The sequence below is a fragment of the Pseudoduganella flava genome (assembly GCF_007830495.1).
In the GTDB taxonomy this organism is placed as follows: Bacteria; Pseudomonadota; Gammaproteobacteria; order Burkholderiales; family Burkholderiaceae_D; genus Rugamonas; species Rugamonas flava.
Window position 1 is genome coordinate 308,309 of record NZ_VLKW01000007.1, and the last position, 26,984, is coordinate 335,292.

General features: G+C 65.2%; 22 protein-coding genes. 7 read left to right on the forward strand and 15 right to left on the reverse strand.

All coding sequences use genetic code 11. The features are described 5' to 3' along the window. Window positions 1-63 precede the first annotated feature (63 nt). From IP92_RS19235 to IP92_RS19255, 5 genes are read right to left on the reverse strand one after another with little or no spacing between them, the layout of a single operon-like run. Window positions 64-2,247 carry a type IV pilus secretin PilQ gene (locus IP92_RS19235; protein WP_145878006.1) on the reverse strand — a complete coding sequence of 728 codons (2,184 nt, stop codon included), beginning with the start codon at window positions 2,245-2,247 and terminating at the stop codon, window positions 64-66. After that, complete coding sequence (locus tag IP92_RS19240) at window positions 2,244-2,798, reverse strand: pilus assembly protein PilP (RefSeq protein WP_145878008.1); 555 nt, start codon at window positions 2,796-2,798, stop codon at window positions 2,244-2,246. Before IP92_RS19240 ends, IP92_RS19235 begins: the two co-directional genes overlap by 4 nt. Then, complete coding sequence (locus IP92_RS19245; protein ID WP_145878010.1) at window positions 2,795-3,457, reverse strand: type IV pilus inner membrane component PilO; 663 nt, start codon at window positions 3,455-3,457, stop codon at window positions 2,795-2,797. The genes IP92_RS19240 and IP92_RS19245 overlap by 4 nt, the downstream gene beginning before the upstream one ends. A 1-nt stretch (window position 3,458) precedes the next feature. Beyond that, a complete protein-coding gene (locus IP92_RS19250; protein ID WP_145878012.1) occupies window positions 3,459-4,085 on the reverse strand; it encodes a PilN domain-containing protein in 627 nt (208 codons plus the stop codon). Then, complete coding sequence (locus IP92_RS19255; protein ID WP_145878169.1) at window positions 4,085-5,161, reverse strand: pilus assembly protein PilM; 1,077 nt, start codon at window positions 5,159-5,161, stop codon at window positions 4,085-4,087. The genes IP92_RS19250 and IP92_RS19255 overlap by 1 nt, the downstream gene beginning before the upstream one ends. 415 nt (window positions 5,162-5,576) lie before the next feature. Between IP92_RS19255 and IP92_RS19260 the strand changes: the two genes are divergently transcribed. Further along, the gene (locus tag IP92_RS19260; protein ID WP_371860947.1) at window positions 5,577-7,847 is read left to right on the forward strand and encodes a penicillin-binding protein 1A; all 2,271 of its coding nucleotides are present in this window, start codon (window positions 5,577-5,579) and stop codon (window positions 7,845-7,847) included. A gap of 65 nt (window positions 7,848-7,912) precedes the next feature. Beyond that, a complete protein-coding gene (locus IP92_RS19265; protein WP_145878016.1) occupies window positions 7,913-9,418 on the forward strand; it encodes a SulP family inorganic anion transporter in 1,506 nt (501 codons plus the stop codon). A 14-nt stretch (window positions 9,419-9,432) separates the two neighbouring features. On the opposite strand, the gene cyaY is transcribed toward IP92_RS19265, so the two are convergent. After that, window positions 9,433-9,765, reverse strand: coding sequence for an iron donor protein CyaY (gene cyaY, locus IP92_RS19270; RefSeq protein WP_145878018.1), 333 nt, complete (start codon window positions 9,763-9,765; stop codon window positions 9,433-9,435). A gap of 39 nt (window positions 9,766-9,804) precedes the next feature. Between cyaY and lptM the strand changes: the two genes are divergently transcribed. Beyond that, window positions 9,805-9,978: an LPS translocon maturation chaperone LptM gene (lptM, locus tag IP92_RS19275; protein WP_229418857.1), complete on the forward strand. Its 174-nt coding sequence runs from the start codon at window positions 9,805-9,807 to the stop codon at window positions 9,976-9,978. A gap of 16 nt (window positions 9,979-9,994) precedes the next feature. Further along, window positions 9,995-11,272, forward strand: a complete 1,278-nt coding sequence (gene lysA / locus IP92_RS19280) for a diaminopimelate decarboxylase (protein ID WP_145878020.1) — start codon at window positions 9,995-9,997, stop codon at window positions 11,270-11,272. 43 nt (window positions 11,273-11,315) lie between these two features. Here the strand turns inward: lysA and msrQ are convergent, their stop codons facing one another. From msrQ to IP92_RS19305, 5 genes are all read right to left on the reverse strand, one after another. After that, complete coding sequence (msrQ, locus tag IP92_RS19285; RefSeq protein ID WP_145878022.1) at window positions 11,316-11,963, reverse strand: protein-methionine-sulfoxide reductase heme-binding subunit MsrQ; 648 nt, start codon at window positions 11,961-11,963, stop codon at window positions 11,316-11,318. After that, window positions 11,963-12,940: a protein-methionine-sulfoxide reductase catalytic subunit MsrP gene (gene msrP, locus IP92_RS19290; protein ID WP_145878024.1), complete on the reverse strand. Its 978-nt coding sequence runs from the start codon at window positions 12,938-12,940 to the stop codon at window positions 11,963-11,965. The genes msrQ and msrP overlap by 1 nt, the downstream gene beginning before the upstream one ends. 84 nt (window positions 12,941-13,024) lie before the next feature. Then, complete coding sequence (ccsB, locus tag IP92_RS19295) at window positions 13,025-14,215, reverse strand: c-type cytochrome biogenesis protein CcsB (protein WP_145878026.1); 1,191 nt, start codon at window positions 14,213-14,215, stop codon at window positions 13,025-13,027. Between the two features lie 26 nt (window positions 14,216-14,241). Then, window positions 14,242-16,317, reverse strand: a complete 2,076-nt coding sequence (locus IP92_RS19300) for a cytochrome c biogenesis protein ResB (RefSeq protein ID WP_145878028.1) — start codon at window positions 16,315-16,317, stop codon at window positions 14,242-14,244. Between the two features lie 124 nt (window positions 16,318-16,441). After that, window positions 16,442-17,101, reverse strand: a complete 660-nt coding sequence (locus IP92_RS19305) for a c-type cytochrome (RefSeq protein ID WP_145878031.1) — start codon at window positions 17,099-17,101, stop codon at window positions 16,442-16,444. Window positions 17,102-17,268: 167 nt separating this feature from the next. Here IP92_RS19305 and yihA point away from each other — a divergent pair, with 167 nt between their 5' ends. Beyond that, complete coding sequence (yihA, locus tag IP92_RS19310) at window positions 17,269-17,958, forward strand: ribosome biogenesis GTP-binding protein YihA/YsxC (protein ID WP_145878033.1); 690 nt, start codon at window positions 17,269-17,271, stop codon at window positions 17,956-17,958. 13 nt (window positions 17,959-17,971) lie between these two features. Continuing rightward, window positions 17,972-18,985: a porphobilinogen synthase gene (hemB, locus tag IP92_RS19315; RefSeq protein ID WP_145878035.1), complete on the forward strand. Its 1,014-nt coding sequence runs from the start codon at window positions 17,972-17,974 to the stop codon at window positions 18,983-18,985. Window positions 18,986-19,230: 245 nt separating this feature from the next. Here the strand turns inward: hemB and IP92_RS19320 are convergent, their stop codons facing one another. Continuing rightward, window positions 19,231-20,154: a LysR family transcriptional regulator gene (locus IP92_RS19320; RefSeq protein WP_145878038.1), complete on the reverse strand. Its 924-nt coding sequence runs from the start codon at window positions 20,152-20,154 to the stop codon at window positions 19,231-19,233. A 179-nt stretch (window positions 20,155-20,333) separates the two neighbouring features. On the opposite strand from IP92_RS19320, the gene IP92_RS19325 reads away from it, so the two are divergent. After that, window positions 20,334-21,536, forward strand: coding sequence for an MFS transporter (locus IP92_RS19325; RefSeq protein WP_229418858.1), 1,203 nt, complete (start codon window positions 20,334-20,336; stop codon window positions 21,534-21,536). Here IP92_RS19325 and IP92_RS19330 read toward each other — a convergent pair. From IP92_RS19330 to IP92_RS19340, 3 genes are all read right to left on the reverse strand, one after another. Next, the gene (locus tag IP92_RS19330; RefSeq protein WP_145878039.1) at window positions 21,533-22,447 is read right to left on the reverse strand and encodes a hypothetical protein; all 915 of its coding nucleotides are present in this window, start codon (window positions 22,445-22,447) and stop codon (window positions 21,533-21,535) included. The genes IP92_RS19325 and IP92_RS19330 overlap by 4 nt on opposite strands. 197 nt (window positions 22,448-22,644) lie before the next feature. Further along, window positions 22,645-25,770, reverse strand: a complete 3,126-nt coding sequence (locus IP92_RS19335) for an efflux RND transporter permease subunit (protein WP_145878044.1) — start codon at window positions 25,768-25,770, stop codon at window positions 22,645-22,647. Next, on the reverse strand, window positions 25,767-26,966 hold the full coding sequence (locus IP92_RS19340; RefSeq protein WP_145878046.1) for an efflux RND transporter periplasmic adaptor subunit: 1,200 nt from the start codon (window positions 26,964-26,966) through the stop codon (window positions 25,767-25,769). The genes IP92_RS19335 and IP92_RS19340 overlap by 4 nt, the downstream gene beginning before the upstream one ends. Between the last annotated feature and the right edge of the window lie 18 nt (window positions 26,967-26,984).

The following is a 26,984-nucleotide window of genomic DNA, read 5'->3' on the forward strand; positions in this document are numbered from 1 at the left end:
TTGCAGGATGATGGCTGAATCGATGCGGACCCCAGGCCGGAAGCCGGGTGCCCGCACCGTGGTTCAACGCGCGCTGATCCGGTCCTGCACGATCTTCGGCGTGATGAAGACCAGCAGTTCGGTCTTCTCGTTGGTGCGGCTCGTGTTGCGGAACAAGTAGCCGAGCACCGGCACGTCGCCCAGCAGCGGCACCTTCGAGACCGTGTTGCGCTCGGTCTGCTGGTAGATGCCGCCCAGGACGACGGTGCCGCCGTTCTCGACCATCACCTGCGTCTTCACGTGCTTTGTATCGATCGCGTAGCCGGCGCGCGTTTCCGTGCCCACGCTGTCCTTGTTGACGTCGACGTCGATGACGACGTTGCCGTCCGGCGTGATCTGCGGCACCACCTCGAGGCGCAGGTTCGCCTTGCGGAACACGATCGACGTCGCGCCGCTGCTGGTGGCCACCTGGTACGGCAGCTCGAGGCCCTGCTCGATCGTCGCCACCGACTTGTCGGCCGTGACGACGCGCGGGCTCGAGATGATCTTGCCCGTGCCGTCCGCCTCCAGCGCCGACAGCTCCAGGTTCAGGAAGCGGTTGGCGGCGGCGTTGAACAGGCTGATGGCCAGGCTGCCCGCTGCCACGCCGTTGATCGGCGCGGCCGGCAGGTTGATGAACTGCGTGTTGCCGAAGTCGTTGTTCGCATCCGTCATCTCGACCTGGCCGGTGACCTGGCCGACACCTGTCATGTTGCCGGACAGCGTGCCGCGGCCGCCGCCGATGCCCCAGCCGGGCTGCTGTCCCTGCAGACCGCGCATGTCGGCGAAGCCCAGCTTCGCGCCCAGGTTGCGCGTGAAGCCGTCGTTCGCTTCGACGATGCGGGCTTCGATCAGCACCTGCTTGGTGGCGATGTCCGTCTTCGAGATCAGCTTGCGCACTTCATCGAGCTTCGCCGCGATGTCCGTCACGAACAGCTGGTTCGTGCGCGGCTCGATGATCGCGCTGCCCCGCTTGGACAGGATGCGGTTCTTCGCATCGCTCGCGCCATCGAGGCCAAACACCATCTTGAACGCCTCGGCCTTCTGGTAGTTCAGCTGGAAGATCTCCGACTTCAGCGGCTCCAGGTCGGCGATCTGCGCGCGCTGCTCCAGTTCCAGCTTTTCCTTCGTCAGCAGCTCGTCCTTCGGGGCGATCCAGATCACGTTGCCGTTCTTGCGCATGTCCAGGCCCTTGGCCTGCAGGATCACGTCCAGCGCCTGGTCCCACGGCACTTCCTTCAGGTGCAGCGTCAGGCTGCCCGTCACGCTGTCGGACGAGACGATGTTCAGGCCGGAGATGTCGGCCACCGCCTGCAGCGCCGCGCGCACTTCGATGTTCTGGAAGTTGAACGACACCTTCTCGCCGCGATAGCCCTGGGTGCCCTGCGTCAGCTTGTTCGGGTCTTCCTTGATCGGCTTCACGTCGACGACCAGCTGGGTATCGCTCTGGTAGACGCTCTGCTCCCACAGGCCCTTCGCCTCGATCTGCATGCGCACGTTCTCGCCGTGCGGCGCCGTCGTGATGCGCGACACGGGCGTGCCGAAGTCCGTCACGTCCAGCCGGCGGCGCAGTGCCTGCGGCAGGCCGGTCTTCAGGAAGTCGACCGTCACGCCGTTCGGGCCCTGGCGCACGTCGACCGCCACCTGGCTGCTGGGCAGGTCGACGACGACGCGGCCTTCGCCATTGCTGCCGCGGCGGAAATCGAGGTCGCGCAGCAACGGTGCGCCGGTAGCCGTCACGGGAGCCGCGGCCGGTGCCGGCGCCTTCGCTGCCGGCAGGCCGCGCGCGTCGACCGCGGTGGCCGTGCCGCCGGAGCCTTCGATCGTCAGGATCACGTTGTTGCCGTCGATCGCCGTCGCATAGTTCAGCGTGCGCTTCAGGTTGAACACGAGGCGCGAGCGCTCACCCGCCTGCACCACGTTCACGCTGCGCAGGTCGGACAGGTCGATCTCCTGCGTGGTCTTGCCGGTGGCGTTCGCCGTCTTGCCGAAGTCGAGGGCGATGCGGGGCGGGTTCGTGATCGCGAAGCCGATCGGCGCCTTGTCGGGAGCGTGGTCGAGGGCGATCTTGACGATCACGTTCGAGCCCTGCTGGTTGGCAGTGACGGATGCGATCGCATTGCCCGCCTGCGCCTGCGCACTCGCGGCGGCGCCCAGCAGCGCCAGCGCCGCGCAGGCGTGGCCCAGCGCGCGGCCAACCGTTCGGCGCATCGTGTCGATAGCGATCATTGTTTGTTCTCCTTGCTGTCCTGCAGCTCCAACCTGGACATGCGTTCGACCCACTCGCCGCTCGCATCCTGTACCGTTTCCTTCACGTTCACGGCGTTTTCCGTGACCGCCGTGACGAGGCCAAAGTTCTGGCCCAGCCGCTGCCCGGTACTCACCTGGTACACGGAGCGGTCGATCTGCAGCAGCGCAAACACGGTGCCGCCCTTCCTCAGCATTCCCACCATCTTCATCGTGTCGAGCGGGAAGCTTTCGAGGTATTCCTTCCGCCGCCCCATATCGGGCGCGCTGCCGCCGCCGGGGCGTGCCTTCGCCAGCTCCGTCAGCAGCTTGTTCGGGTTGAACGGGTCCGGCTGGCCGGCCGACGCATAGGCGAACGGCACGAACGTCTTCGGTTCCGGCAGCGGCTTGACGGCCACGTGCGTCGTCGCGTCCACTTCCTTCATCCACTGCCGCACTTCCTGCTCGTCGCGGTCGCCGCAGCCGGCCAGTTGCGTGGCCAGCAGCGCCGCCAAGAGGGCGGGAGCGAGGGGGGAAGCAATCCGGTTCGTCATTTCTTCGCCCCCTTCTTCTTCTCGGCCGCCGCCTTCTTCTGCGCCGCCACTTCTTCCTGGTCGAGATAGCGGAAGGTCTTCGCGACGGCGTTCAACGTCAGGCCGCCATCCTTGTTCGTCACCAGCTCCATATTGTTCAGCGTGACGATGCGCGGCAGGTTCGCCATGTCGCCGGCAAAGGCGCCCAGGTCGTGGTAGTTGCCCGTGACCTTGATGTCGATCGGCAGCTCGGCGTAGTAGTCGCGCGCGACGACCTGGCCCGGCTTGAACAGCTCGAAGCGCAGGCCGCGGCCCAGGCCCGCCTGGTTGATGTCCGACAGCAGTGCCGCCATCTCGGCCTTGCTGGGCAACTGCTTCTCGAGGCGCACGACGTACTGGTCGACCTGCGCCTTCTGCGCCGTCAGCGCTTCCAGGTTGATCGCCTGCGCCGTCTTCAGCCGGTATTCGTCGCGCAGCCGCTGCTCCTGCGCGGCGCCCGCCTCCTGCTCCTCGAACTGGCCCTGCCAGTAGCCGAAATAACCCAGCACCGCGACGCCAAGCGCGACGCCGATCCCGCACAGCACGCGCGGCGCCAGCGGCCACTGGCCGGGGTGCACGCCGTTCAGGCCGCGGAACTGGTCGGTCAGCCCGTCCGCGATGCGTTTGATGTCCGTTGCCATGTCAGGGTGCCTTCGCGGCCGGGTGCTTGCCGCCTTCGTTGTCCGGGCTGTCCCGGTGGTCGTCCTTGTCGCGGGGCCGCTTGATCGCCACGGCCAGCGAGAACTCGACGACGTTGCGCTGGTTCCTCGGCTGGCCGATCGCGCCCGCCTTCACCTCGATCAGGTCCGGGCGCTCCAGCCACGGCGAGCCGCTCGACAGGTTGCGCAGCAGCTCGGAGACGCGCTCCTGCGATTGCGCGTAGCCGTTCACGTTCACCTTCTGGCCTTCCTGCTTGAAGCTCTTCAGGTAGACACCGTCCGGCGTCTGCCGCGCCAGCTCGTCGAGCAGGTAGACGGGCTGGTTGCGGTCGCCCTGCAAATCCTCGACAGCCTGCTGGCGTGCCTTCAGCGCCTCGATTTCCTGTTTCAGCGTGGCGATGCGGGCGATCTTCGCGTCCAGCGCGGCGATCGACGTCCGCAGCACGCTGTTGCGCTGTTCCTGCACGGCGATCGCGCGGGCGTTGTAACCGCCGACGAGCAGCACGATGCCCACGCCGACCAGCGCGGCCAGCACCATCAGCGCGGCAAAGGCCTTCTTGCGTAGCCGGCGCTTTTCCTCGCGGTGCGGCAGCAGATTGATGCGAACCATCAGCCGAACCTCCTCAATGCCAGGCCGCACGCGACCAGATAGGCCGGCGCGTCCGCACGCAACTGCTGTTCACGCACGCCCGGCGCCAGTTGCATGCCCTTGAACGGCGAGATCACGGCGCTCGAGATGCGGGTGCGGTTGGCGATGATGTCCAGCAGCCCCGGCAACATGGCGCTGCCGCCGGCCAGGAAGATCTGATCGATCTTCGTGAACGGCGTCGACGTGAAGAAGAACTGGATCGCGCGCGTCACTTCCAGCGCGGCCGATTCCAGGAATGGCTGCAGCACGTCGGCCTGGTAGGCCGCCGGCAGGTCGCCATTCTTCTTGCGCGCTTCCGCTTCCTCGAACGACAGGCCGTAAGCCCGCACGATGTCCTGCGTCAGCGAATTGCCGCCGAACGGCTGCTCGCGCTCGTACACGGTGACGCCGTCCAGCATCACGGAGATCTGCGTGACGGTCGCGCCGACCTGGAACAGCGCCACCACCTGGCCGGCACCGGCGCCCGGCATCTGCGCGACCAGCCGGTCCAGCGCGGCGCGCGCCGCATACGATTCGATATCCATCACCGAGGCCTTCAGGCCGGACGCTTCCGCCACGGCCACGCGGTCCTCGACCTTCTCCCGGCGCGCGGCCGCGAGCATCACCTCGATGTCGTCCTGCGAGTTGGCGACGGGGCCGATCACGTCGAAGTCCAGGCTCACCTCGTCGAGCGCGAAGGGGATGTACTGGCTCGCTTCCGATTCGACCTGCACTTCCAGCTGCTCCTCCGACAGGCCGGCGGGCAGCACGATCTTCTTCGTGATGACGGCGGCGGGCGGCATGCCCAGCGCCACGTTGCGTGCCCGCGTGCCGCTCTTCTTCAGCAGGCGGCGCACGGCATCCACGACCTGGTCCAGGTTTTCCACGTTGCCGTCGGCCACCGCGCCACGCGGCAGCGGCTCGGAAGCGCAGCGCTCGAGGCGGATGCCGTCCTTGCCGGCATCGGTCAGCTCGACCAGCCTCACGCCGGAGCTGCTGATGTCGAGCCCGACGAGCGGCGGCGCGGCGCCACCGAACAGGGTCTTCAGATCAGGCATCATCGCTGCATTCCCCATCCCGCGCGGCAGCTGGCCGGCGTCGGGACTATTTGCATATTTAGAAAAAAACCGTTTAGAAACCGTCAGTTACGTTACAAATGCAGGACGGTAAGGTGGATGCTAGCAATTCCTCAGAGCAACTGTAAAGGTATTTCTGGGGGGCACCAGGCGTTCGCTGTGCGTCGAAAACCACACAGTTTTCAGACTGAGTAGCCGGGCCGATAAGACAGTTGTTGACTAGCGTAACTATTTCTGCAAGGAAATTTAGTCGTGCCTGAGGAGCACCTGAGGGAACGCCGTCGCGCCGGGCGGCTCGCTTATAATGCTTGCACAAAATTACGAAGGCATTCCCCGCATGACTCCTCCGAACAACGCTTCCACCGGCAAGGCCAAATCCTCCAAGAATCTGCTGCTGATGGCGCTGGCCTCTTTGGTCGGGCTGGTGCTGGTCGTCGTGCTGCTCGTCGTGTTCGGCCTGGCGCTGGCCTACCCCAGCCTGCCGTCGCTGGACACGTTGACGGATTACCGGCCGAAGATGCCGCTCAGGATCTACTCGGCCGACAATGTGCTGATCGGCGAATTCGGCGAAGAGCGCCGCAACCTCGTGCGCTTCAAGGACATTCCCGACGTGATGAAGAAGGCCGTGCTGGCGATCGAGGACGATCGCTTCTACGAGCACGGCGGCGTCGACTACTGGGGCATCCTGCGCGCGGCGCTGCACAACGCGACGGGCGGTGCGCGCCAGGGCGCGTCGACGATCACGCAGCAGGTGGCGCGCAACTTCTTCCTCTCTTCCGAGCAGACGCTGAAGCGCAAGGCGTATGAAGCGCTGCTGGCATGGAAGATCGAGCAAAACCTGACGAAGGACCAGATCCTCGAGGTCTACATGAACCAGATCTACCTGGGCCAGCGCGCGTACGGTTTCGCGTCGGCCGCGCAGATCTATTTCGGCAAGAACCTGAAGGACATCTCGATCGCCGAAGCGGCGATGCTGGCCGGCCTGCCGAAGGCCCCGTCGGCGTACAACCCGGTCGTCAACCCGAAGCGGGCGAAGACGCGCCAGCAGTACATCCTGCAGCGGATGGCGCAGCTGGGCTACATCACGCCGGCCCAGTTCGAACAGGCGAAGAACGAACAGCTGAAGGTGAAGACGGATTCCAGCGAATTCGGCGTGCATGCCGAATACGTGGCCGAGATGGCGCGCCAGCTGGTGTATGAACAGTTCAAGGAAGACACGTACACGCGCGGCCTGAACGTGTTCACGACGATCACGAAAGCCGACCAGGACGCCGCCTACCTGGCACTGCGCAAGGGCGTGATGGATTACGAACGCCGCCACGCGTATCGTGGCCCGGAAGCCTACGTCGACCTGCCGAAGAGCCGCTCCGAAGCGGACGAAGTGATCGAGACGGAGCTGGCCGAACATCCGGACAGCGACGGCATCGTCGCGGCGATGGTGCTGTCCGCGTCGCCGTCGAAGGTGACGGCCGTGACGGCGTCCGGCGAGGAAATCACGATCACGGGCGCCGGCCTGGAGATGGCGAAGGCCTGGCTGTCGGAGAAGGCCGCGCCGAACCGCCGCGTGCGCCGCGGCGCGGTGATCCGCGTGATGCAGGAAGAGAAAGACTGGCTGATCACGCAGATGCCGGAGATCGAATCGGCGTTCGTTGCCGCCAGCACGGAAGACGGCGCGATCCGCGCGATGGTCGGCGGCTTCGACTACAACCGCAACAAGTTCAACCACGTGACGCAGGCATGGCGCCAGCCGGGTTCGTCGTTCAAGCCGTTCATCTATTCGGCGTCGCTGGAGCGCGGCCTGTCGCCTGCTACGGTGATCAACGATGCGCCGATCTCGTTCGACGCGGGACAGACGGGCGGCCAGGCATGGGAACCGAAGAACTACGACGGCAAGTATGAAGGTCCGATGACGATGCGCCGCGGCCTGACGAAGTCGAAGAACATGATTTCGATCCGCATCCTGCACAAGATCGGCGCTAAGTATGGCCAGGAATACGCGACCCGCTTCGGCTTCGAGGCGGACAAGAACCCGCCGTACCTGACGCTCGCGCTGGGCGCCGGGGCCGTGACGCCGCTGCAGATGGCAGGCGCGTATTCCGTGTTCGCGAACGGCGGCTACAAGGTCACGCCCTACCTGATCTCGAAGGTGACGGATGCGAACGGCCGCGTGCTGTCGCAGGCGGCGCCGGACCGCGCCGGCGTCGAGAGCAACCGCGTGATCGACGAGCGCAATGCCTTCCTGATGGATTCGATGCTGCGCGACGTGGCGCGCTACGGCACGGCCGCGAAAGCGCAACAGATCCTGAAGCGCCCCGACCTGGCCGGCAAGACCGGTACGACGAACGACTCCGTCGATGCGTGGTTCGCCGGCTACCAGGCCAAGCTTGTCGGCATCGCCTGGATCGGCTACGACCAGCCGAAGAACCTGGGCAACCGCGAAACGGGCGGCGGCCTGGCGCTGCCGATCTGGATCAACTACATGCAGAAGGCGCTGAAGAACATCCCGATCGAGGAGCGCCCCGTCCCCGACGGCATCATCATGGCGAACGGCGACTACTACTACGCCGAAAACCCGCCGGGCGTCGGCGTCGAAAGCCTGGAAGGCGCAACGCGCGGCACGCCGGAAGAGGAAAAGGCGCGCGACGCGGTGAAGAACGAACTGTTCTAAATTGAAGCAGCACCGGGGACGTATCGCCGCGGCGGTACGTCCCCGATTTTTTTTGTGAGCCGATCATGTCAGATGTAACAACCGCGCAATTGCGCACCGATGTCCTGTCCGGCATCACCGTCTCGCTGGCACTCGTGCCGGAGGCGATCGCCTTCGCGCTGCTGGCCCAGGTCAGCCCGCTGACAGGCCTGTACGCGGCCTTCATCGTATGCCTCGTCACGTCCGCGCTGGGCGGACGGCCCGGCATGATCTGCGGCGCCGCCGGCGCGCTGGCCGTGGTGATGACGAGCCTTGTCGTCACGCACGGGGCCGAATACCTGTTTGCCGCCGTCGTGCTGATGGGCGTGTTCCAGCTGCTGTTCGCCGCTTTCAGGCTGGGCAAGTTCATCCGCATGGTGCCCCACCCGGTAATGCTGGGCTTCGTCAACGGCCTGGCGATCGTCGTCTTCATCGCCCAGTTCGGCCACTTCAAGATGCACGGGCAGTGGCTGCGCGGCATGGCGCTGTGGACGATGCTCGGGCTGGTGGTGCTGACGATGGCGATCATCTACGTGCTGCCGCGGCTGACGAAAGCGATACCGGCCTCGCTGGCGGCCATCCTCGCCGTATCCGGCCTGGTGGCGGCGCTGGGCATCGACACGAAGACGGTGGGCGACATGGGCACGATCGCCGGCGGCCTGCCGTCGTTCCACGTGCCGGATGTGCCGGTGACGTTGGAAACGCTCCGTATCGTGCTGCCCTACTCGCTGATCCTGGCCGCGATCGGCCTGATCGAAACCCTGCTGACGTTGAACCTGATCGACGCCATCACCGATACGCGCGGCCGACCGAACCGCGAAAGCATGGCACAGGGCCTGGCGAACGTGCTAAGCGGCTTCTTCGCGTCGATGGGCGGTTGCGCACTGGTCGGCCAGAGCATGATCAACATTAACAACGGTGCCCGGCAGCGCATTTCCGGCATCACGGCCGCCATCTTCCTGCTGGGCTTCATCGTGCTGCTGTCGCGCTGGATCGAGACGATTCCGCTGGCCGCGCTGGTGGGCCTGATGTTCGTCGTGTGCGAGAAAACCTTCGCGTGGGGCAGCCTGCAGGCGCTGCGCAAGATCCCGCGGCAGGATGCCGTGATCGTGGTGGGCGTCACCGTGATTACCGTGCTGACGGATTTGGCGGTGGCCGTGCTGGCCGGCGTCGTGTTTGCCGCGCTGGTGTTCGCATGGCAGCACGCAAAGGAGATCCGCGCGACCGTGACGACCGACGCGAACGGCTGGAAGGTCTACACGCTGAAGGGATCGCTGTTCTTCGCCTCGACGGCAAGCTTCATGGCGCTGTTCGACCCGAAGGGCGACCCGGAGCACGTGGTGATCGAGTTCCGCGACGCGAAAGTGGTCGATCACTCGGCCGTGGAAGCGATCGACGCGCTGGCGGCCCGCTACCAGCAGGCCGGCAAGACGCTGCACCTGCGCCATCTATCGCCCGACTGCCTGGAGATCCTCGACAAGGCCAAGGGCATGGTGGAGGTCAACGCGTTCGAAGACCCGCACTACCACATCGCGGACAACCGGCTCGGCTGAGCCGCCGGCCTGCCTTATTCGCTGATCACGACGGGCGCGCCGCCCTGCTCCGTGACGATCGCGGACAGCGCGGTGAACAGCTCCGTGCCGTCGCGCGTGTCGACCCACTTGCCGTCCACGCGGCGGTAATGGAAGCCGCCGGAGCGCGCCGCCACCCACAGTTCCTGCATCGCGGCCTGGCTGTTGACGATCACTTTGGAACCGTTGTGCAGGAACTCGATCTCCAGCACGTTGCCGTTGCGGCTGCATTCGACGTCGACGCGGTTGTCGTCGTTCAGGCGGTCCAGCGCGGCTTCGATCGCATTCAGCGTGCTGTCGGCCAGGTCCAGGAATTCGGTTTCGGTCATGCTACACTCCATAGGTTCTGTCATAACGAGATTCTAATCGTGAAGTCCACCTTAGCGCTTCCCTTGATTGCCGCGCTGCTCGCGGCATGCGGCCAGACCGGCCCCCTGTACCTGCCGAAGCCACCGGCCAAGCCGGATGCGCAGGTCGGCAAGCCAGGCGTGGCGCCCGCGACAGCCCCGGTGCCGTCGACTCCTCCCGCATCCCAACAGTAACCACCGCATTTCGAACATGTCCCACTTCCACTACCAAGACGGCGTGCTGCACGCCGAAGGCGTTGCGCTGCCCGCGATCGCCGAACAGTTCGGCACGCCCACGTACGTGTATTCGAAAGCCCAGCTGCTCGAGAACTTCGACGCGTACGCGAATGCGTGCGCGGGCCGCGATGCCCTCGTGTGCTATGCGATGAAGGCCAACTCGAACCTGGCGATCCTGGACCTGCTGGCACGCCGCGGCGCCGGCTTCGACATCGTGTCAGGCGGCGAACTGCTGCGCGTGATCGCCGCCGGCGGCGATCCGAAGAAGGTGATCTTCTCCGGCGTCGGCAAGAGCGTGGAAGAGATGCGCCTGGCGCTCGGGCACGACATCCTGTGCTTCAACGTCGAGTCGATCCCCGAACTGCACCGCCTGAACGAGGTGGCCGGCGCGATGGGCAAGAAGGCTAGAGTATCGCTGCGCGTGAACCCGAACGTCGACCCGAAAACCCATCCGTACATCGCCACGGGCCTGAAGGCCAGCAAGTTCGGCGTGGCGTTTTCCGACGCGCTGGACACGTACCGCCAGGCCGCGCAGCTGCCGCACCTGGAGGTCGCCGGCATCGACTGCCACATCGGCTCGCAGCTGCTGGACGACCAGCCGCTGCTCGATGCGCTGGACCGCCTGATCGAGCTGATCGACGCGCTGGCGGCGGAAGGCATCCACCTGCACCACCTGGATATCGGCGGCGGCCTTGGCATCGACTACGGCGTGGCTGGCGACAACGCGCCAGCCCCGGCCGGCGATTATGTCGGCCGCGTGTTCCGCCGCGTCGAGGCATGGCGCGCCGAAAAACATGGCGGCAAGGCCATCAAGGTGATCTTCGAACCGGGCCGCTCGATCGTCGGCAACACCGGCGTGCTGCTGACGAAGGTCGAATTCATCAAGCACGGCGAGGAAAAGAACTTCTGCATCGTCGACGCGGCGATGAACGACATGGCCCGCCCGGCGCTGTACCAGGCATGGATGGACATGCAGCCTGTCGTGCAGGGCAAGGCCGGCGGCGCCGTGTTCGACGTGGTCGGGCCGATCTGCGAATCGGGCGACTGGCTGGCTCGCGACCGCGAACTGCCCGCCGAAGCGGGCGACCTGCTCGTGATGAAGGCGGCCGGCGCGTACGGCATGACGATGGCGTCGAACTACAACACGCGCGGCCGCGCCGCCGAGGTGATCGTCGACGGCAACCAGGTGCACCTGGTGCGCCGGCGCGAAAAGCCGGAAGAGCTGTTTGTGCTCGAGTCGGTGATCAAGTAAGGCGCCGACAGGGCCGCCGTCACCCCAAAAGCAAACCCTGGGGTCAGACCCGCCGGGTCTGACCCCGGCCTCTGCCGTTGGTTATCTCCGGGCTTCGCCGGCTCCTTGCCCACCAAACCCTCATCAAGAGCAACAGCCCAACGATAAAGCTGAACAGCAGCGGCTGCGCGAGATCGTTCTTGGCGGCCTTCATCCACCAGAAGTGCAGCACGCCCAGCGGCGCGATCACGTACACCAGCCGGTGCAGCCACATCCAGTTCTTGCCGCCCAGCCGTTTGACCATGCCGTTCGTGCTCGTCACGGCCAGCGGGATCAACAGCACGAACGCGACGAAGCCGACGAGGATGAACGGCCGCTTGCCCACGTCCTTCAGCATCTCCGCCACGTCGAAGAAGTGGTCGAACCACAGGAACGTGGTGAAGTGCAGCGCGCCGTAGAAGAATGCGTACAGCCCCAGCATGCGGCGCAGCTTCAGCAGCCAGTTCCACTTCGCCAGGCGGCGCAGCGGCGTCACCAGCAGCGTGATGCACAGGAAGTACAAGGTCCAGTCACCGGTGGCGCGCGTGATGTATTGCAGCGGTTCGACGAGGGCATCGGTCAGCACCAGGTAAACGAGCTTGGCGAACGGCAGCAACGCCAGCACGAACACGGCCGCCTTGATCGCACTGACCTGCTTGGCGGTCGGATTCATCAGAACCACTTCTTCAGGTCCATGCCGGCGTACAGCGACGCGACGTCGTTGTAGCCGTTGAACATCAGGGTCTTGCGCTTGCGCGACAGGAACGAGTCCTCGCCGATGCGTCGCTCGGACGCCTGCGACCAGCGCGGGTGATCCACTTCCGGGTTGACGTTCGAATAGAAGCCGTACTCGCTGGGCGCTGCGCGGTTCCACGCGGTGCGCGGCATGTCGCGCGTGAAGCGGATCTTCACGATCGACTTGGCGGACTTGAAGCCGTACTTCCACGGCACCACGATGCGCACCGGCGCGCCGTTCTGGTTCGGCAGCACGTCGCCGTACATGCCCAGGGTCAGCAGCGCCAGCGGATGGTTCGCCTCGTCGATGCGCAAGCCTTCGACATACGGCCAGTCCAGCACGCGGGTGCCGACACCCGGCATCTGCTTGCGGTCGGCCAAGGTCGTGAACTCGACATATTTCGCGTTGCCGGTCGGTTCCACCCGCTTGATGATTTCCGCGAACGAGTAGCCGACCCACGGGATCACCATCGACCAGCCTTCCACGCAGCGCAGCCGGTACACGCGCTCTTCCAGCGGCGCGAGCTTCAGCAGGCTGTCGATGTCGAGCGTCATCGGTTTCTTCACCTCGCCCTCGATCGCCACCGTCCACGGCCGGGTGCGCAGCGTGTGCGCGTTCTCGGCCGGGTCGCTCTTGTCCGTGCCGAACTCGTAGAAGTTGTTGTAGTGCGTGGCGTCCTTCTGGGACGTCTGCTTGTCCAGCGCCGAATACGCAGGATTCAGCTTGGCCGGCAGCTTCGCGCCTGCGCCCTGGGCGAATGCCTCGCGCGACAGCATCTCGAGCAGCGCGCCACTGGCGATCGAGCCCACGGCCATCTGCCGGATGAAGTCGCGGCGCGACTCGAACACATGGCGCGGCGTGATTTCGGAAGGGAACGGCAGGTCGATACCGTTGGGGGAACGTTTGATCAGCATGTCAGCTCCGGATTGGGTAAGGTCAGGAGAACCTTACACCAAACCGGATAACACGCAGATGACTGGAAGATTACAACTCTGTAATCAGAGCTTGCCGTAGGAATGCAAGCCGGACAGGAACATGTTCACGCCGAGGAAGGCAAACGTCGTCACCAGCAGGCCGACCAGCGCCCACCAGGCGGCCGGACGGCCGCGCAGGCCCGTCATCAGCCGCATGTGCAGCCACGCCGCGTAGTTCAGCCAGACGATCAACGCCCACGTCTCCTTCGGGTCCCACGACCAGTACCCGCCCCAGGCCTCGGCGGCCCACAGCGCGCCCAGGATCGTGGCGATCGTGAAGAATGCGAAGCCGGCGGAAATCGCCTTGTACATCACGTCGTCGAGCAGTTCCAGCGACGGCAGCCGGTCGGCGAGGTAGCCGTGCGACTTCAGCAGGTAGGCGGCGGCGACCATCGCGGCCAGCGCGAACGTGCCGTAGCCGATGAAGTTCGCCGGCACGTGGATCTTCATCCACCAGCTTTGCAGCGCGGGCACCAGCGGCTGGATGTCGGACGCGTCGCGCGACACGGTGTACCACAGCAGGAAGCCGACGGCGGCCGAGATCACGAGCAGCACGAACGGGCCCAGCTGGCGCGTCGCGTAGCGCTCTTCGTAGTACAGGTAGAACATCGCCGTGATCAGCGAGAACAGGATGAACACTTCGTACAGGTTCGAGATCGGGATGTGGCCGACGTCCGTGCCGATCAGGTAGGACTCGTACCAGCGCACCATCATGCCTGTCCAGCCCAGCAGCACGGCGGCCCAGCACAGCCGCGAGCCGATCGCGCCGCCGGCCGGGGAATGGACCGCGCCCTTTACACCGTCCTGCGCCGCCGGCACGCGGGCCGCCAGGCCGATCAGGTAGAACAGCGTGGACAGGAAGAACAACACGCTCATCCACAGGATCGCCGATTGCGACGACAGCATGTAGCGCAGCCAGAAGCGCGTGTTCGCCGCTTCCAGGTTGCCGTCGTACAGCGCGATCGCGGCCAGCGCCAACACGGCGATGGTCGGCATCAGCCAGCGCACCGGCTTCCAGTGCCAGCCCAGCGCCGCGAACGTGGGTGCCGACAGCACGAGGATCGCCTTCTCGTAGATGTCCATGTAGGCGCCGTAGCGGTTCAGCGCGAACAGGGCGCCGGCCAGCAGCGCCAGCGCGAACACCCAGTCGAACGCGGACAGCCGGCGGAAGTAGCCCGGGGCCGCGGCATAGGTTTGGTTTTGCGTGATGTCCATGATGATCTCCAGCCGTTTTCGACAGCTTACGCCGGTTGCGGCAGCTTTTCCTTCAATTCGTTGAATTCCTTGTCAAAGTCGAGCGTGCGGCGCTGCGTGCTCATCGCCATCAGCGCATGCGCGCCGCCCTCTTCCTGGCGGATCCATACCCACAGCCTGCGCTCGCGGATGTAGAACATCGCGAACACGCCCAGCACCAGCAGCAGGCAGCCGAAGTAGACGACGGCCTTGCCCGGCGAGCGCGTCACCTGGAACACGGAAGCCTTCACCTGCGTGAACTCGTCCAGCTGCAGGTAGACCGGGGCGCCGTAGAAGAAGCTGTCCGACAGCGCGTTCATCGCCAGCTGCAGCCAGCGGGCATGCGCTTCGTCGACCGCCGCCGGCGCCAAGCCGTCCTGCGCACGTGCCGCCTGCCACAGCTCCCACAGCGTGCCGTTCAGGATCTTCATGAAGATGTCCGCGGCCTTCTCCTGTTCCTGCGCCGGCACCTTCTCGAGGAAGCGGCTGACGGCCATGTAGCCGCCCGCCTGCTGGTCGCCCGCGAAGATCTCCAGGCTCTTCGCGGCCGACAGCGCCAGCTGCGATTGCACCGTCGAGCCCTTCGGCGACATCCGCTGCGCATACGAGCTTGCCGCGCGCTGGCGCAGCGCCGGGTCGTGCAGCGCCGCGCGCAGGCGCATCCAGTCGCGCACACTGTGCTCGTCGTCGGCCGGGATGCGCAGGTAGCTGAACGGGTCGCCCGGGTTCGCGCGCACGCCGGACAGGAACACCTGCGCGCCTTCCAGCAGCACCGGCTGCATGTAGTTCTGGTATTCGCGCGCCTGGCCCGTCTTGTCGCGCAGCTTGTACTGCACGCTGGGGCCGACGTTCTTCAAGTCCTTGTTGTTGGCGTTCTTCGCGGCCGACCCCAGGTGCTTGCCGAGGCCTTGCGCGAAGCCGTCCGCCACCGGCTCGCCCTTCTTCACGGCGCGCGGATCCTGGTTCGCAGTGTTCTCCACATTGAACGGCCGGAAGTCGGCCCATTCGATCGTGTGCGCGTCGTCCAGCTTCGTCGAGCCGCCCACCTCGCCCGCGATCTCGAAACGCTGGTTGCCGGAGCCCTGCATCGGGAAGCCAGTCAGTTTCAGCTTGCTGCCGCCGTCCTCGAAACTCGATTGGTAGATCGCCACGCCCTGCCAGATCAGCGGCTTGTTGACTTCGATCGTGGCGGCCTTCGTTTCGCCGGTGGCGTTGTCGCGCACCACGACGTCGCTGGCGAACAGCTTCGGCATGCCGGTGCTGTAGAAGTCGATATTGAATTTCTTCAGCTCGATCGTGAACGGCAGCTCCTGGATCAACACGCCGTCCGCGCGGGGGATCACGGCCGTGCCGCTGGCCTGCCCTTCCGGGATCATGCTGTTGGCGCGGAACGTGGGGTTCGACAGGCCGAGGCGGTGCTTGGCCGGGATTTCCGAGATCAGGCCGTTGCCGGAAAAGGGCTCCTTGCCCAGCACCCATTCCTGCAGGCGGATCGGCAGGTCCGAATCGAGCATGCCGCCGATGCAGATGACGACGATGGCGCTGTGCGCGAAGATATAGCCGAACTTGTTGGCCGCGCCCCGCTTCGCGGTAACGAGCGTGCCGCCTTCCTTCTCGACGACCTTGGCCTGGTAGCCCGCATGCACCAGGCGCTGCGCCATCTGCGCCGCCAGCGCATCGCTGGCAAGCGGCGACTGCCATTCCGCCTTGTGATGGAAGTTGCGCAGCGAGCGTTCGCGCACGTTCTCGCGCCAGCTCTTCATGTCCTTCAACATCTTCGGCGTATTGCGCACGATGCACAGCGACGTCGACACGACGAGGAAGCCCATCATCACGAGGAACCACCAGGCCGAGTAGACGGCGTACAGGGAGAGCTTGTCGAACACCTCGAACCAGAACGGGCCGAACTGGTTGACGTAGTTCGGCATCGGCTGGTTCTGCTGCATGACGGTGCCGATGACGGCGGAGATCGCGATCATCACGAGGATCGCGATCGCGAAGCGCATCGAGGAAAGCAGTTCGAACGCTTCGTTCAGTGCCGGCCGGCGGGTTTGGAGACGGATGCCTGTGGTCGTAATGCTCATGCGAGATCTGGTTCGGGGTAGTGAGGCCGCAGGCAGTCTAACAAAAAAGAAAAAGGCAGCCCGGATACGGTGCCGCCTTTTTCATTTTCCATCATCGTGTTTTATCGCGCCCTGCGGCGCGGGTTCATTTCAGGCCGGCAACGTAGTCGGCGACGGCCTTCATTTCATCGTCGGACAGGCGCTGCGCGATCGTCGTCATTTCCGGGCTGTTCTTGCGGCCATTGGCCTTGAACGCCCCCAGCTGGGCGATCGTGTAATCCTGGTGCTGGCCGCCGATGCGCGGGTATTTCGCCGGGTTGCCGGCGCCGGCCGGGCCGTGGCAGCTCGCGCAGGCCGGCACGTTCTTCTCGGCGATGCCGCCGCGGTAGATCTTCTTGCCCAGGTCGATCGTCTCGCGGTTCTTCGCGGCACCCGGCTTGCTCGATTGCGTGGCCAGATAGGCGGCGACGTTGCGTTTCTCTTCGTCCGACAGCATCTTCGCGAAGGTCGTCATCACCGGATTGGCGCGTTCCGGCTTCGTGAAGTCCACCAATTGCTTGTACAGATATTCCTGCGGCTGGCCGGCCAGCTTCGGATTGGCCGTGATCGTCGAATTGCCGGCGGCACCGTGGCACGACACGCAAGCAGGCAGGCCGCGCGCGTTGTCGCCGTCGGCGTACAGCGTGCTGCCCTTCGCGGGATCGACCTTGGCCGCCTTCGGCGCTTCCGCCGAATACGTCGCGCCGGAGAATGCCATCAAGGCAAGGAACATCGAGCTTACAACTGGTGAGAACAGACGGTTCATTCAGACTCCCTATCGAAACGAGTCAAAAAAATGTTGGCTATTTGTTGGCTATTTTTGGTCCGCGCAGTTCCAGCTTCTACCGCAGCAAAAAGAGGACGAATCACGGCTGAGAACTCCTTATTGTACAATAGCTTCCCGGCATAACTGCCTGTATTCGTTGCAATTTTATGTCCAAACTCTGGCAAGCACGCTTCTTCACGACCGTCAATCACCTGAGAGATCTACCCCGAACGACGGTGCCCGAAATCGCGTTTGCCGGACGGTCCAACGCCGGCAAATCGACCGCCATTAACATCCTGTGCAACCAGAAAGGATTGGCGTTCGCGTCGAAGACGCCGGGCCGCACACAGCACATCAATTTCTTCTCGATCGGCGGCGCCCACGTGGCGATGCACCGGCACGACCCGACCAATGTCGACGAGATCCGCTGCCTGATCGCCGACCTGCCGGGCTACGGCTACGCCGAGGTATCCGGCGACGCGAAACTGCACTGGCAACGCCTGCTGGGCGACTACGTGCAGCGCCGTGACCAGCTGGCCGCGCTCGTGCTGATGATGGATGCGCGCCGGCCGTTCACCGACCTCGACATCCAGATGCTGGAATGGTTCGCCCCCACCGGCAAGCCGATCCACTGCATCCTGACGAAGGCCGACAAGCTCAACCTCAACGAGTCCATCAACACGCTGCGCCAGGCCCAGGCCAAGCTGGACAGCTATGTCGACGAAGACGGCGAGGGCTTCCCGTTCACCGTGCAACTGTTCTCCGCACTGAAGCGCATCGGCATCGACGAGGCGACCGCGAAGATCGAAGAACTGGCCGGCCTGAACGACGACGCCCCCGCCCCCGAACAACCCTGACAGGAAGACCGCGATGCACAGCCCCCACTTCTCCGCCCAGTTCCCCGCGATGCGCATGCGCCGCATGCGCCGCGACCCGTTTTCCCGCGCGCTGATGCGCGAGAACGTCGTCACGGCGGCGGACCTGATCTACCCGGTATTCATCCTCGATGGCACCAACCAGCGCGAGCCGGTGCTGTCGATGCCGGGCGTCGAACGGGTGTCCGTCGACGTCTTGATGAAGGTCGCCGAGGAGTGCGTGAACCTGGGGATTCCGGTGCTGGCGCTGTTCCCCGTCATCGACGCAAAACTGAAGACGCCCGATGGCGTCGAGGCAACAAATCCTGAAGGTTTGGTGCCGCGCGCCGTGCGCGAACTGAAAAAGAACTATCCGGACCTAGGCATTCTGACCGATGTCGCCCTGGACCCTTACACGAGCCACGGGCAGGACGGCCTGATCGACGACAACGGCTACGTCATCAACGACGTCACGACCGACATGCTGGTGCGCCAGGCGCTGGCGCAGGCCGACGCGGGCGTGGACGTCGTCGCCCCGTCCGACATGATGGATGGCCGCATCGGCGCGATCCGCCAGGCGCTGGAAGAAAAGAACCACATCCACACGCGCATCATGGCGTACTCGGCGAAATACGCGTCAGCGTTCTATGGCCCGTTCCGCGACGCCGTCGGCTCCGCGAAGAACCTGGGCAAGGGCGACAAGAACCAGTACCAGATGGACCCCGCCAACAGCGACGAGGCCCTGCGCGAAGTGGCCGGCGACCTGCAGGAAGGCGCCGACATGGTGATGGTCAAGCCGGGCATGCCGTACCTGGACATCGTCCGCCGCGTGAAGGACGAGTTCAAGGTACCGACGTTCGCCTACCAGGTCAGCGGCGAATACGCGATGATCAAGGCCGCCGCCCAGAACGGCTGGCTCGATCACGACAAAGTGATGATGGAAGCAATGCTGTCCTTCAAGCGCGCCGGCGCCGACGGCGTGCTCACCTACTTCGCACTGGACATCGCCCGCAAGCTGAAGGGCCTGTAAGCCTCCATAGCTGAGCTGGTCGCAAAACAACAGGGGACTGTCCCTCGTTTTTGGAAATATTTCCTGAAACAAGGGACAGTCCCCTGTGGCGTTTTTGGCACCTGCGCCGGGCCACGTCAGCGCGCTCTCACTCTGGCGGCCCGCCTCGCGATCGCCGCATCTCATTGCTGAGCTGGTTGTAAAACAACGAGGGACTGTCCCTCAAATCTGGAAATATTTCCTGTTTTGAGGGACAGTCCCCGAATTCAGGAAATATTGTTCAGGCGTAGGTCCGGTTCGCGCGCCAGCAGCTCCGTCACCCATTGCGCGAACACGCGCAGCTTCGGTGCGGCCATCCGGCCTTGCGGGTACAGCAGCGAGACGGGCATCGGCGCCGGTGGCGTGTGTTCCAGCAGCGCGACCAGTTCGCCTCGCTCGAGGTGCCCGCGCACCTGGTACAGCGCGGCCTGCGTGATGCCCAGGCCTTGCAGCGCGCAGGCGACGTTCGCGTCGGCGTTGTTGACGGCCACGCGGCCATTCACCGATAGCTTGACGAGCTTGCCGTCGACGACGAAGTCCCAATCGAACGGCCGCCCCGTGCGGCCCGAGAAGTGCGTGATGCCCTGGTGGGCGCGCAGCGCGTCGATCGTTTGCGGCGTGCCGTGCCGCGCCAGGTAGGCGGGCGACGCGCACGTGGCGAAGCGCATGCTGCCGATCTGCCGGCCCACCAGCGACGAATCCTGCAGCTCGCCCACGCGCAGCGCGCAGTCGATGCCTTCCTGCGTCAGGTCGACGACGCGGTCCGAAAAGCTCAGCGTCAGCGCCAGCTCCGGCCAGGCGTCGGCGAAGCCGGCCAGATGGGGCAGTACCGCATGACGGCCCAGGGCTTCCGGCAAATCGATGCGGAGCGTGCCGCGCGGCTTGGCGGCTGCCGGGCCGCGGAACGTCCGCTCCGATGCCTCGACCGCTTCGAGTATCTGCACGCACTGCGCGTGATAGTCGGCGCCGTCCGGCGTCAGCGCAAGCCGACGCGTCGTCCTCTGCAGCAAGGTCGTGCCCAGATACGCTTCCAGGTTCTTGATCGTGGCCGTCAGCGCTGCCCGGGGCAGCCCCAGCGTTTCGGCCGCCTTGGTAAAACTGTTGGCCTCGACAATCCGTACGAACACCTGCATGGCCCTGAGCTTGTCCATTTCCGCCTTCATTGTTCACATGATGTGAAAAGTATAGGTGGATTATTGGTAGATTATCTTCTCCCGTTCGTTCCGTACACTTTTCCCATCCAAACAGCCTGTGCGGCGCGATGCCACCGGCGGGGGAATTCCCGCCGGGCGCTGCGTAGACTGTTCCGTTCATTTACCGGGAACAAGCCATGAAAACTTCCAACGAACACATCGCACCATCGATGGTGCTGCTGCTGGCCACGGCCGCCGGGCTCATCGTCGCCAATCTCTACTATGCCCAGACCCTGGTCGGCCCGATCGCGGCGGCGACGGGGTTGTCGGCCGATGCCGCCGGGCTCGTCGTCACGCTGACGCAGATCGGTTATACGCTGGGCCTGCTGTTCATCGTGCCGCTGGGCGACCTGCTGGAAAATCGCCGCCTGATCGTCACCGCGCTCGCCGCCACCACGCTTGCGCTGCTGGCGGCCGCCTTCGCGACCACCGCCTGGGTCTTCCTCGCAGCGGCGCTGGCCATCGGCCTCGGCTCGGTGGCCGCGCAAGTCCTCGTGCCGTTCGCCGCCCACCTGTCGCATGAAACGAAACGGGGACACACGGTCGGCAAGGTCGTCAGTGGCGTACTGCTGGGCATCATGCTGGCGCGACCTGCCGCCAGCCTGATCGCCGACCGGACGAACTGGCACACGGTGTTCGCGGGTGCCGCCGTCATCATGGCCGTGGTCGCGCTGGTGCTGCGGCTGAAGCTGCCCGTCCGCCAACCACAAGCCGGAACCAGTTATCCGAAGCTGATCGGTTCGCTGTGGACCTTGTTCAAGACGACGCCCGTGCTGCGCCGCCGCGCCGCCTACCACGCCGGCCTGTTTGGTTCGTTCAGCCTGTTCTGGACCGTCGTGCCGCAGGTGCTGGCCGGCCCGCTGTTCCACCTGTCGCAGACGGGTATCGCGATCTTCGCGCTGGTCGGCATGGCGGGCGCCGTCGCCTCGCCGGTTGCTGGCCGCCTCGCCGATGCCGGTCACAGCACGGCTGCCACCGCGGCGGCGCTGGGGCTTGGCATCATCGGTTTCGCGCTGCCGCTGCTGGCGCCCGGCTCGCGCAACGTGGCGCTGGCGATCCTCGTCGTGGCCTCGATCGTGCTGGACATGGGAGTGGCCGCCAACCTGGTGCTGGGCCAGCGCGCGATCTTCACGCTGGGTGAGCACGTCCGCAGCCGCCTGAACGGCCTGTACTTTGCGATGTTCTTTGCCGGCGGCGCCATCGGCTCGGCACTGGGCGGCTGGGTCTATGCCCGCCACGGCTGGCATGCCGCACTGATGGCGGGCATGGCGATGCCGGCCGCGGCGCTGCTGTACTGGATTGGCGAGGCCACCGAGGCCCCGCAGCGGAAAACGATTTAACGTCCCGCCGGGCGGACGTAGCGCGGGAACATTTCCTTGATCAGGAACGCGCGCAGCTCCGCCTCATCCTCCCTGCGGGCCGACAGTTTCACGACCCTTCCGAGCCGGTGCGATTCCCATTCGAAATCGCCCGGCTTTTCCTTGCGGATCAACTCGATCATCTTCGTCACGATGGCGTTCTCGATGTCGATCTCGCCACCCAGTTCCACGTGCACCTGCGTCAGCCAGCGGCGCTTGAAGTTCGTGTTCCAGCCGCGGAATTTCAGGTCGGCGCTGTTGAAGGTCTGGTTCTGCACATCGAAGATACCACCCGAGTCTTCCCGCTCGCCGGCCGCGTTGCGGCCCTGGGCGCCCATGATGTTGGCGACCGCGCGGGCCTTGGCCTTCGCATCCTCGCTCTCGGCCGAGTCGGCTGGCGGCGATTCGACGGCGCCGCGGCGGCGGCGTGCCGCCTCGACCATCTGCGACATGTCGGTCACGTCCGGCGGAGGTGGCGTCATGTCCGCTTTCACCGGGGGCGTATAGGTTTCCCGCTTGCGCGGCTCGGTGATCGCGTTCGGATTCGTGCGCGGCTGCGGTGCCGGACGCGGCTTGGCTTGGGCGACTTTCGGTTGCTTTTGCGGCGTCGGCTTATCCGGCGTCGGCTGCTTTTTCGGCGGCGTGGGCGTCGGCGACGTTGGCGCGATCCACACCATCTCGCCCTCCTTCGCAGGCGGCTTGAGCTTGATGAAGGTCTGCGGATTGAACAGGATCAGCGCCAGGATCAGCAGGTGCAGGCCGACGGCAATGGCGATGCCGGTGCGATTCGGCTTGTCGTCGCCATACCGGGGAGTATAGCCACCGGGCGGCAGCGGCTGGCCGCAGGTGGGGCAGACTTCGTCGGGACCGTGGGTATGGCTGAACTGGAACAAGATAAACCGTTTTCTGTGCACAAACCGGAATTGCCGGGCCAAGTCGGGGAAGCTTACGCGAGCTTGCAATTAACGGATGTTACCGTATGTATCCATCCTGTGGGCGCCCATACGGCCGGGTTCAGCCCGCGCTAAGTAATGTTCGGACGCAAATATTCCCAAAAATCGGGGTCTGACCCCGATTTTTGGAAATTTCTTTATTTGGCCAGGTTGACCGCTTTCAGCTCGACCTTCGGCTGGGCCGTCGCTTCGTCCAGCTCGGCGTCGCTCATCGGGCCATTGCCGCTGTACTTGTCGAGGAACAGGTAGATCACGGGCGTGATGTACAGCGTGATCACTTGCGAGAAGATCAGGCCGCCGCAGACGGCCAGGCCCAGCGGCTGGCGCAGTTCCGCGCCGGCGCCCAGGCCCAGCGCGATCGGCAGCGCGCCCATCAGTGCCGCCAGGGTCGTCATCATGATCGGCCGGAAGCGCAGGATGCATGCCTCGCGGATCGCCGCGGGCGGCGCCATGCCCTGCTCACGCTGCGCCTGCAACGCGAAGTCGATCATCATGATCGCGTTTTTCTTGACGATGCCGATCAGCATCAGGATGCCGATGATGGCGATCATCGTCAGGTCCATGCCGAACAGCCGCAAGGTCAGCAGCGCGCCCACGGCCGCCGACGGCAGGCCGGCCAGGATCGTCAGCGGGTGGATGAAGCTTTCGTACAGCACGCCCAGCAGCACGTAGATGACGCCCAGCGCCGCGATGATCAGGATCACCTGGCTGCCTTGCTGGCTCTGGAACACGGCGGCGTCACCGCCATAGCTCGTGATGATCGACGGCGGCAGGCCGAATTCCTTGCCCATCTGGTCGATCTTCGCCGTCGCCTGGCCCAGCGGCACGCCGGGCGCCAGGTTGAACGACAGCGTGATCGCCTGCAGCTGGCCCTGGTGGTTGACGGCCGTCGGCCCGACGGTGCGCTCCACCGTGGCAAAGCTGGACAGCTTCACCAATTGGCCGGCCGAGTTGCGCACCGAGACCTTCGTCAGCGCATCCTCGTAGCGCCGGTCCTCGTCGGCCGCTTCCAGGATCACGTAGTAGCTGGCCGCGGACGAGTAGATCGTCGACACCTGGCGCTCGCCGAACGCCAGGTACAGCGCGGTGCGGATGTCGCCGATCGCCACACCCAGGTTGCTGGCCTTGTCGCGGTCGATCTTCAGGCTGGCCTGCAGGCCGCGCTGCTGCGAATCGCTCGTCACGTCGCGGAAGTCGGGGTCGGAACGCATGCGATCCAGGTAGCGCTCGGCCCACTCGGACAGCGCATCCGGGCTCACCGACTGCAACGTGTATTGGTAGCGGCTCTTCGACTGCCGGCCGCCCAGCTGCAGGTTCTGCACCGGCGACATGTAGACGGCGATGCCGGCCACGCCGCGCATTTTCTTGCGCAAGCCTTCCAGCACGTCCGCCATCTTCTTGCGCTCCTCGCGGGCTTTCAGCACGACGAACATCCGGCCCGTGTTGCCGCCGCCCGTGAACGACACGACGTCCTTCACGTTCGGGTCGGCCTTGATGATCGCGGCCACGCGGTCCTGCAATGCCAGCATCGCGCTCGTCGAGATGTCTTCCGACGCCTCCGTGTTGACGCGGAACTGGCCGATGTCCTCCTCGGGGAAGAAGCCTTTCGGGATCGCCACGTACATCGCGACCGTCAACGCGAACGTGCCGACGGCGATCGCCAGCACCACGTAGCGGTGGCGCAGCGCCACGTCCAGCGTGCGCGCATAGGCGCCCTGCACGGCGCGGAACATGCGCTCGAAATGACGGCCGATGAAGGTGTCGTCGCCGGACGTCTCGGTGGAATCGGCCGGCAGGAAGCGCGCGGCCAGCATCGGCACCAATGTCAGCGACACGAAGGCCGATACCAGCACCGACAGCGCGACGACGACGGCGAATTCGTGGAACATCAGCCCCATCACGCCGGGCATGAAGAAGATCGGGATGAACACGGCCACCAACGAGATCGAGATCGACACGATCGTGAAGCCCATCTCGCGCGAGCCGGTCAACGCGGCCTGCAGCGGCTTCTTGCCGTGCTCGATGTGCCGCACGATGTTTTCCAGCACGACGATCGCATCGTCGACGACGAGGCCCACCGCCAGCGTGATGCCCAGCAGCGAGATGTTATCGAGGCTGTAGCCGAGCGCGTACAGCAGCGCCAGTGCGCCCAGCAGCGAAATCGGCATCGTGATCGCCGGGATGAACGTGGCCGCCGCGCGGCGCAGGAACAGGAAGATCACCAGCACGACCAGCACGACGGTCAGCGCCAGCGTCAGGTTCACGTCGTGGATCGCTTCGCGGATCGACACGGAACGGTCGTTAACGAGGTTAATGCTGATCGATTCCGGCAGCTGCGAGCGGAAGCGCGGCAGCAGCGCCTTCACGCCGTCGACGACCTGCACCGTGTTGGCGTCCGGCTGGCGCTGCACCAGCAGCACGATCGAGCGCTCGCCGTTGTAGCTGCCGAACGACTTGATCGACTGGAAGCTGTCCTCGACGTCGGCGACATCGCGCAGCCGTACCGGCTCGCCGTTGCGGGTGGCGATGATCAGGTCGCGGTAGTCGGCCGCGCGCATCAGCTGCGCATTGCCCTGGATCGTCAGCGTCTGCTGCGGGCCGTCCAGCACGCCCAGCGGCGTGTTCGCGTTGGCGCTCTTGATGGCCGCCTGCAGATCGGCCAGCGTCAGGTTACGGGCATTGAGCAGGTCCGACTTGGCGCGCACCCGCACGGCGAAGCGCTTCTGGCCGTTGACCGTCACCTGCGCCACGCCGGGCAACGTCGACAGGCTCGGCGCGATCAGGTTCTCAGCATAGTCATTCAGTTCGGACAGCGACAGCGACGGCGAATTCATCGCCATGAACAGCACCGGCGCATCGGCCGGGTTGATCTTGCGGTACGACGGCAGGTCCGTCATCTCCTGCGGCAGCTGGCGCTGGGCGCGCAGCAGCGCCGCCTGCACGTCCACAGCCGCCTCGTTGACGTCGATGCTCGAATCGAATTCCAAGGTCAGCGACGTGTTGCCCTGCGTGCTTGTCGACGTGATCATCGTCAGGCCGGCGATCGTCGAGAACTGCTTTTCCAGCGGCAGCGCGACGGACGACGCCATCGTATCCGGGCTCGCGCCGGCCAGGTCGGCCGACACGTTGATGACGGGCGTGTTATAGCTCGGCAGCGCCGCGACCGGGATCTTGCTGTACGCGAGCACGCCGGCCAGGATCAGCGACAGCGACAGCAGCACCACCATCACGGGGCGCCGGATCGAGAGCTCGGAAAGGTTCATTCGGCGCCCTTTGGATTGCCCCGCTCGGCCACGCGTGCATCGGGCCTGCTCACGTCGGCCCCCCGCGTGTCGGCCACGCGCACCTTGCCGCCGGGGCGAAGGTTCTGCTTGCCTTCGACGATGATCTTCTCGTCACCGGCCAGGCCGCGCACCGCCGCATCGACGCCGAACGCATGCACGCGCTCCACGTTGGCCACCTTCGCTGTGTTGTCCGGCCCCACCGTGTAGACGAACGTGCCATGCGAGTTCGTGATGATCGCGTTCTGCGGCACGACGAGCGCGTTCTTCAGCGTCTGCACCGTCAGCGCCGTGTTCACGTACTGGCCCGGCCACAGCCGCGTGTCGCGGTTGTCGAACTGCGCCTTCACGCGGATCACGCCGGCCTGCGGGTCGACCGTATTGTCGATGAACGACAGGTGGCCTTCGATCGGCGTCGTGGAATTGTTCTGGAACACCTGCACCGGCACCTTGCCGGCGCGCTGCGCATCGAGCAGCGCGGCCAGGCTCGTCTCCGGCACCGTGAACGCGACGTTGATCGGGTCGAGCTGCGTGATCGTCGTCAGCGACGTCGACAGTTGCACGAGGCTGCCCGGATAGACGTTGATGGCGCCGACCCGCCCCGTCATCGGCGCCTTGATCGTCGTGTAGCTCTGGTCGACCCGGACGGCGCGCGCGGCGGCGATGTCCGCCTCCAGCAGCGCGCGGGCCGCGTCCACCTGGCTCTTCAGCGTATCGACGGCGCCCTGTGCGATGAACTTCTGGCTCAGCAGTTCCATGCTGCGCTTGTACTGCCGTTCCAGGTCGGCCAGGCTGGCGCGGTCGCGCTGCACCTGGGCTTCGGCCTTGTCCAGGTTGGCCGATTCGCTGCGGCTGTCCAGCGAGAACATCAGCTGGCCTTCCTTGACGAACTGGCCTTCCTTCACATGCACCTTGACGATCGTGCTGGTCGTCTGCGGGTGCAGGTCCACCGTGCTGATCGGGCTCACGGTGCCGTTGGCCTGCAACGTTACCGGCACGTCCCGCCGCTTCGGCGTGACAACGTTCACGGTGGTCGGGCCATTGCCGCGCCCCTTGTTACCGGCGCCTGCATGTTGCTCGCCCTGAGGTTCTCCGTGCGGCGCGCGCGTAAACTGCCACGCGCCGGCGCCGATGGCGACGGCAGCAGCAACCAGTACTCCCAAAGTGGTCTTTTTCATTGTTATGTAGTGCAGATA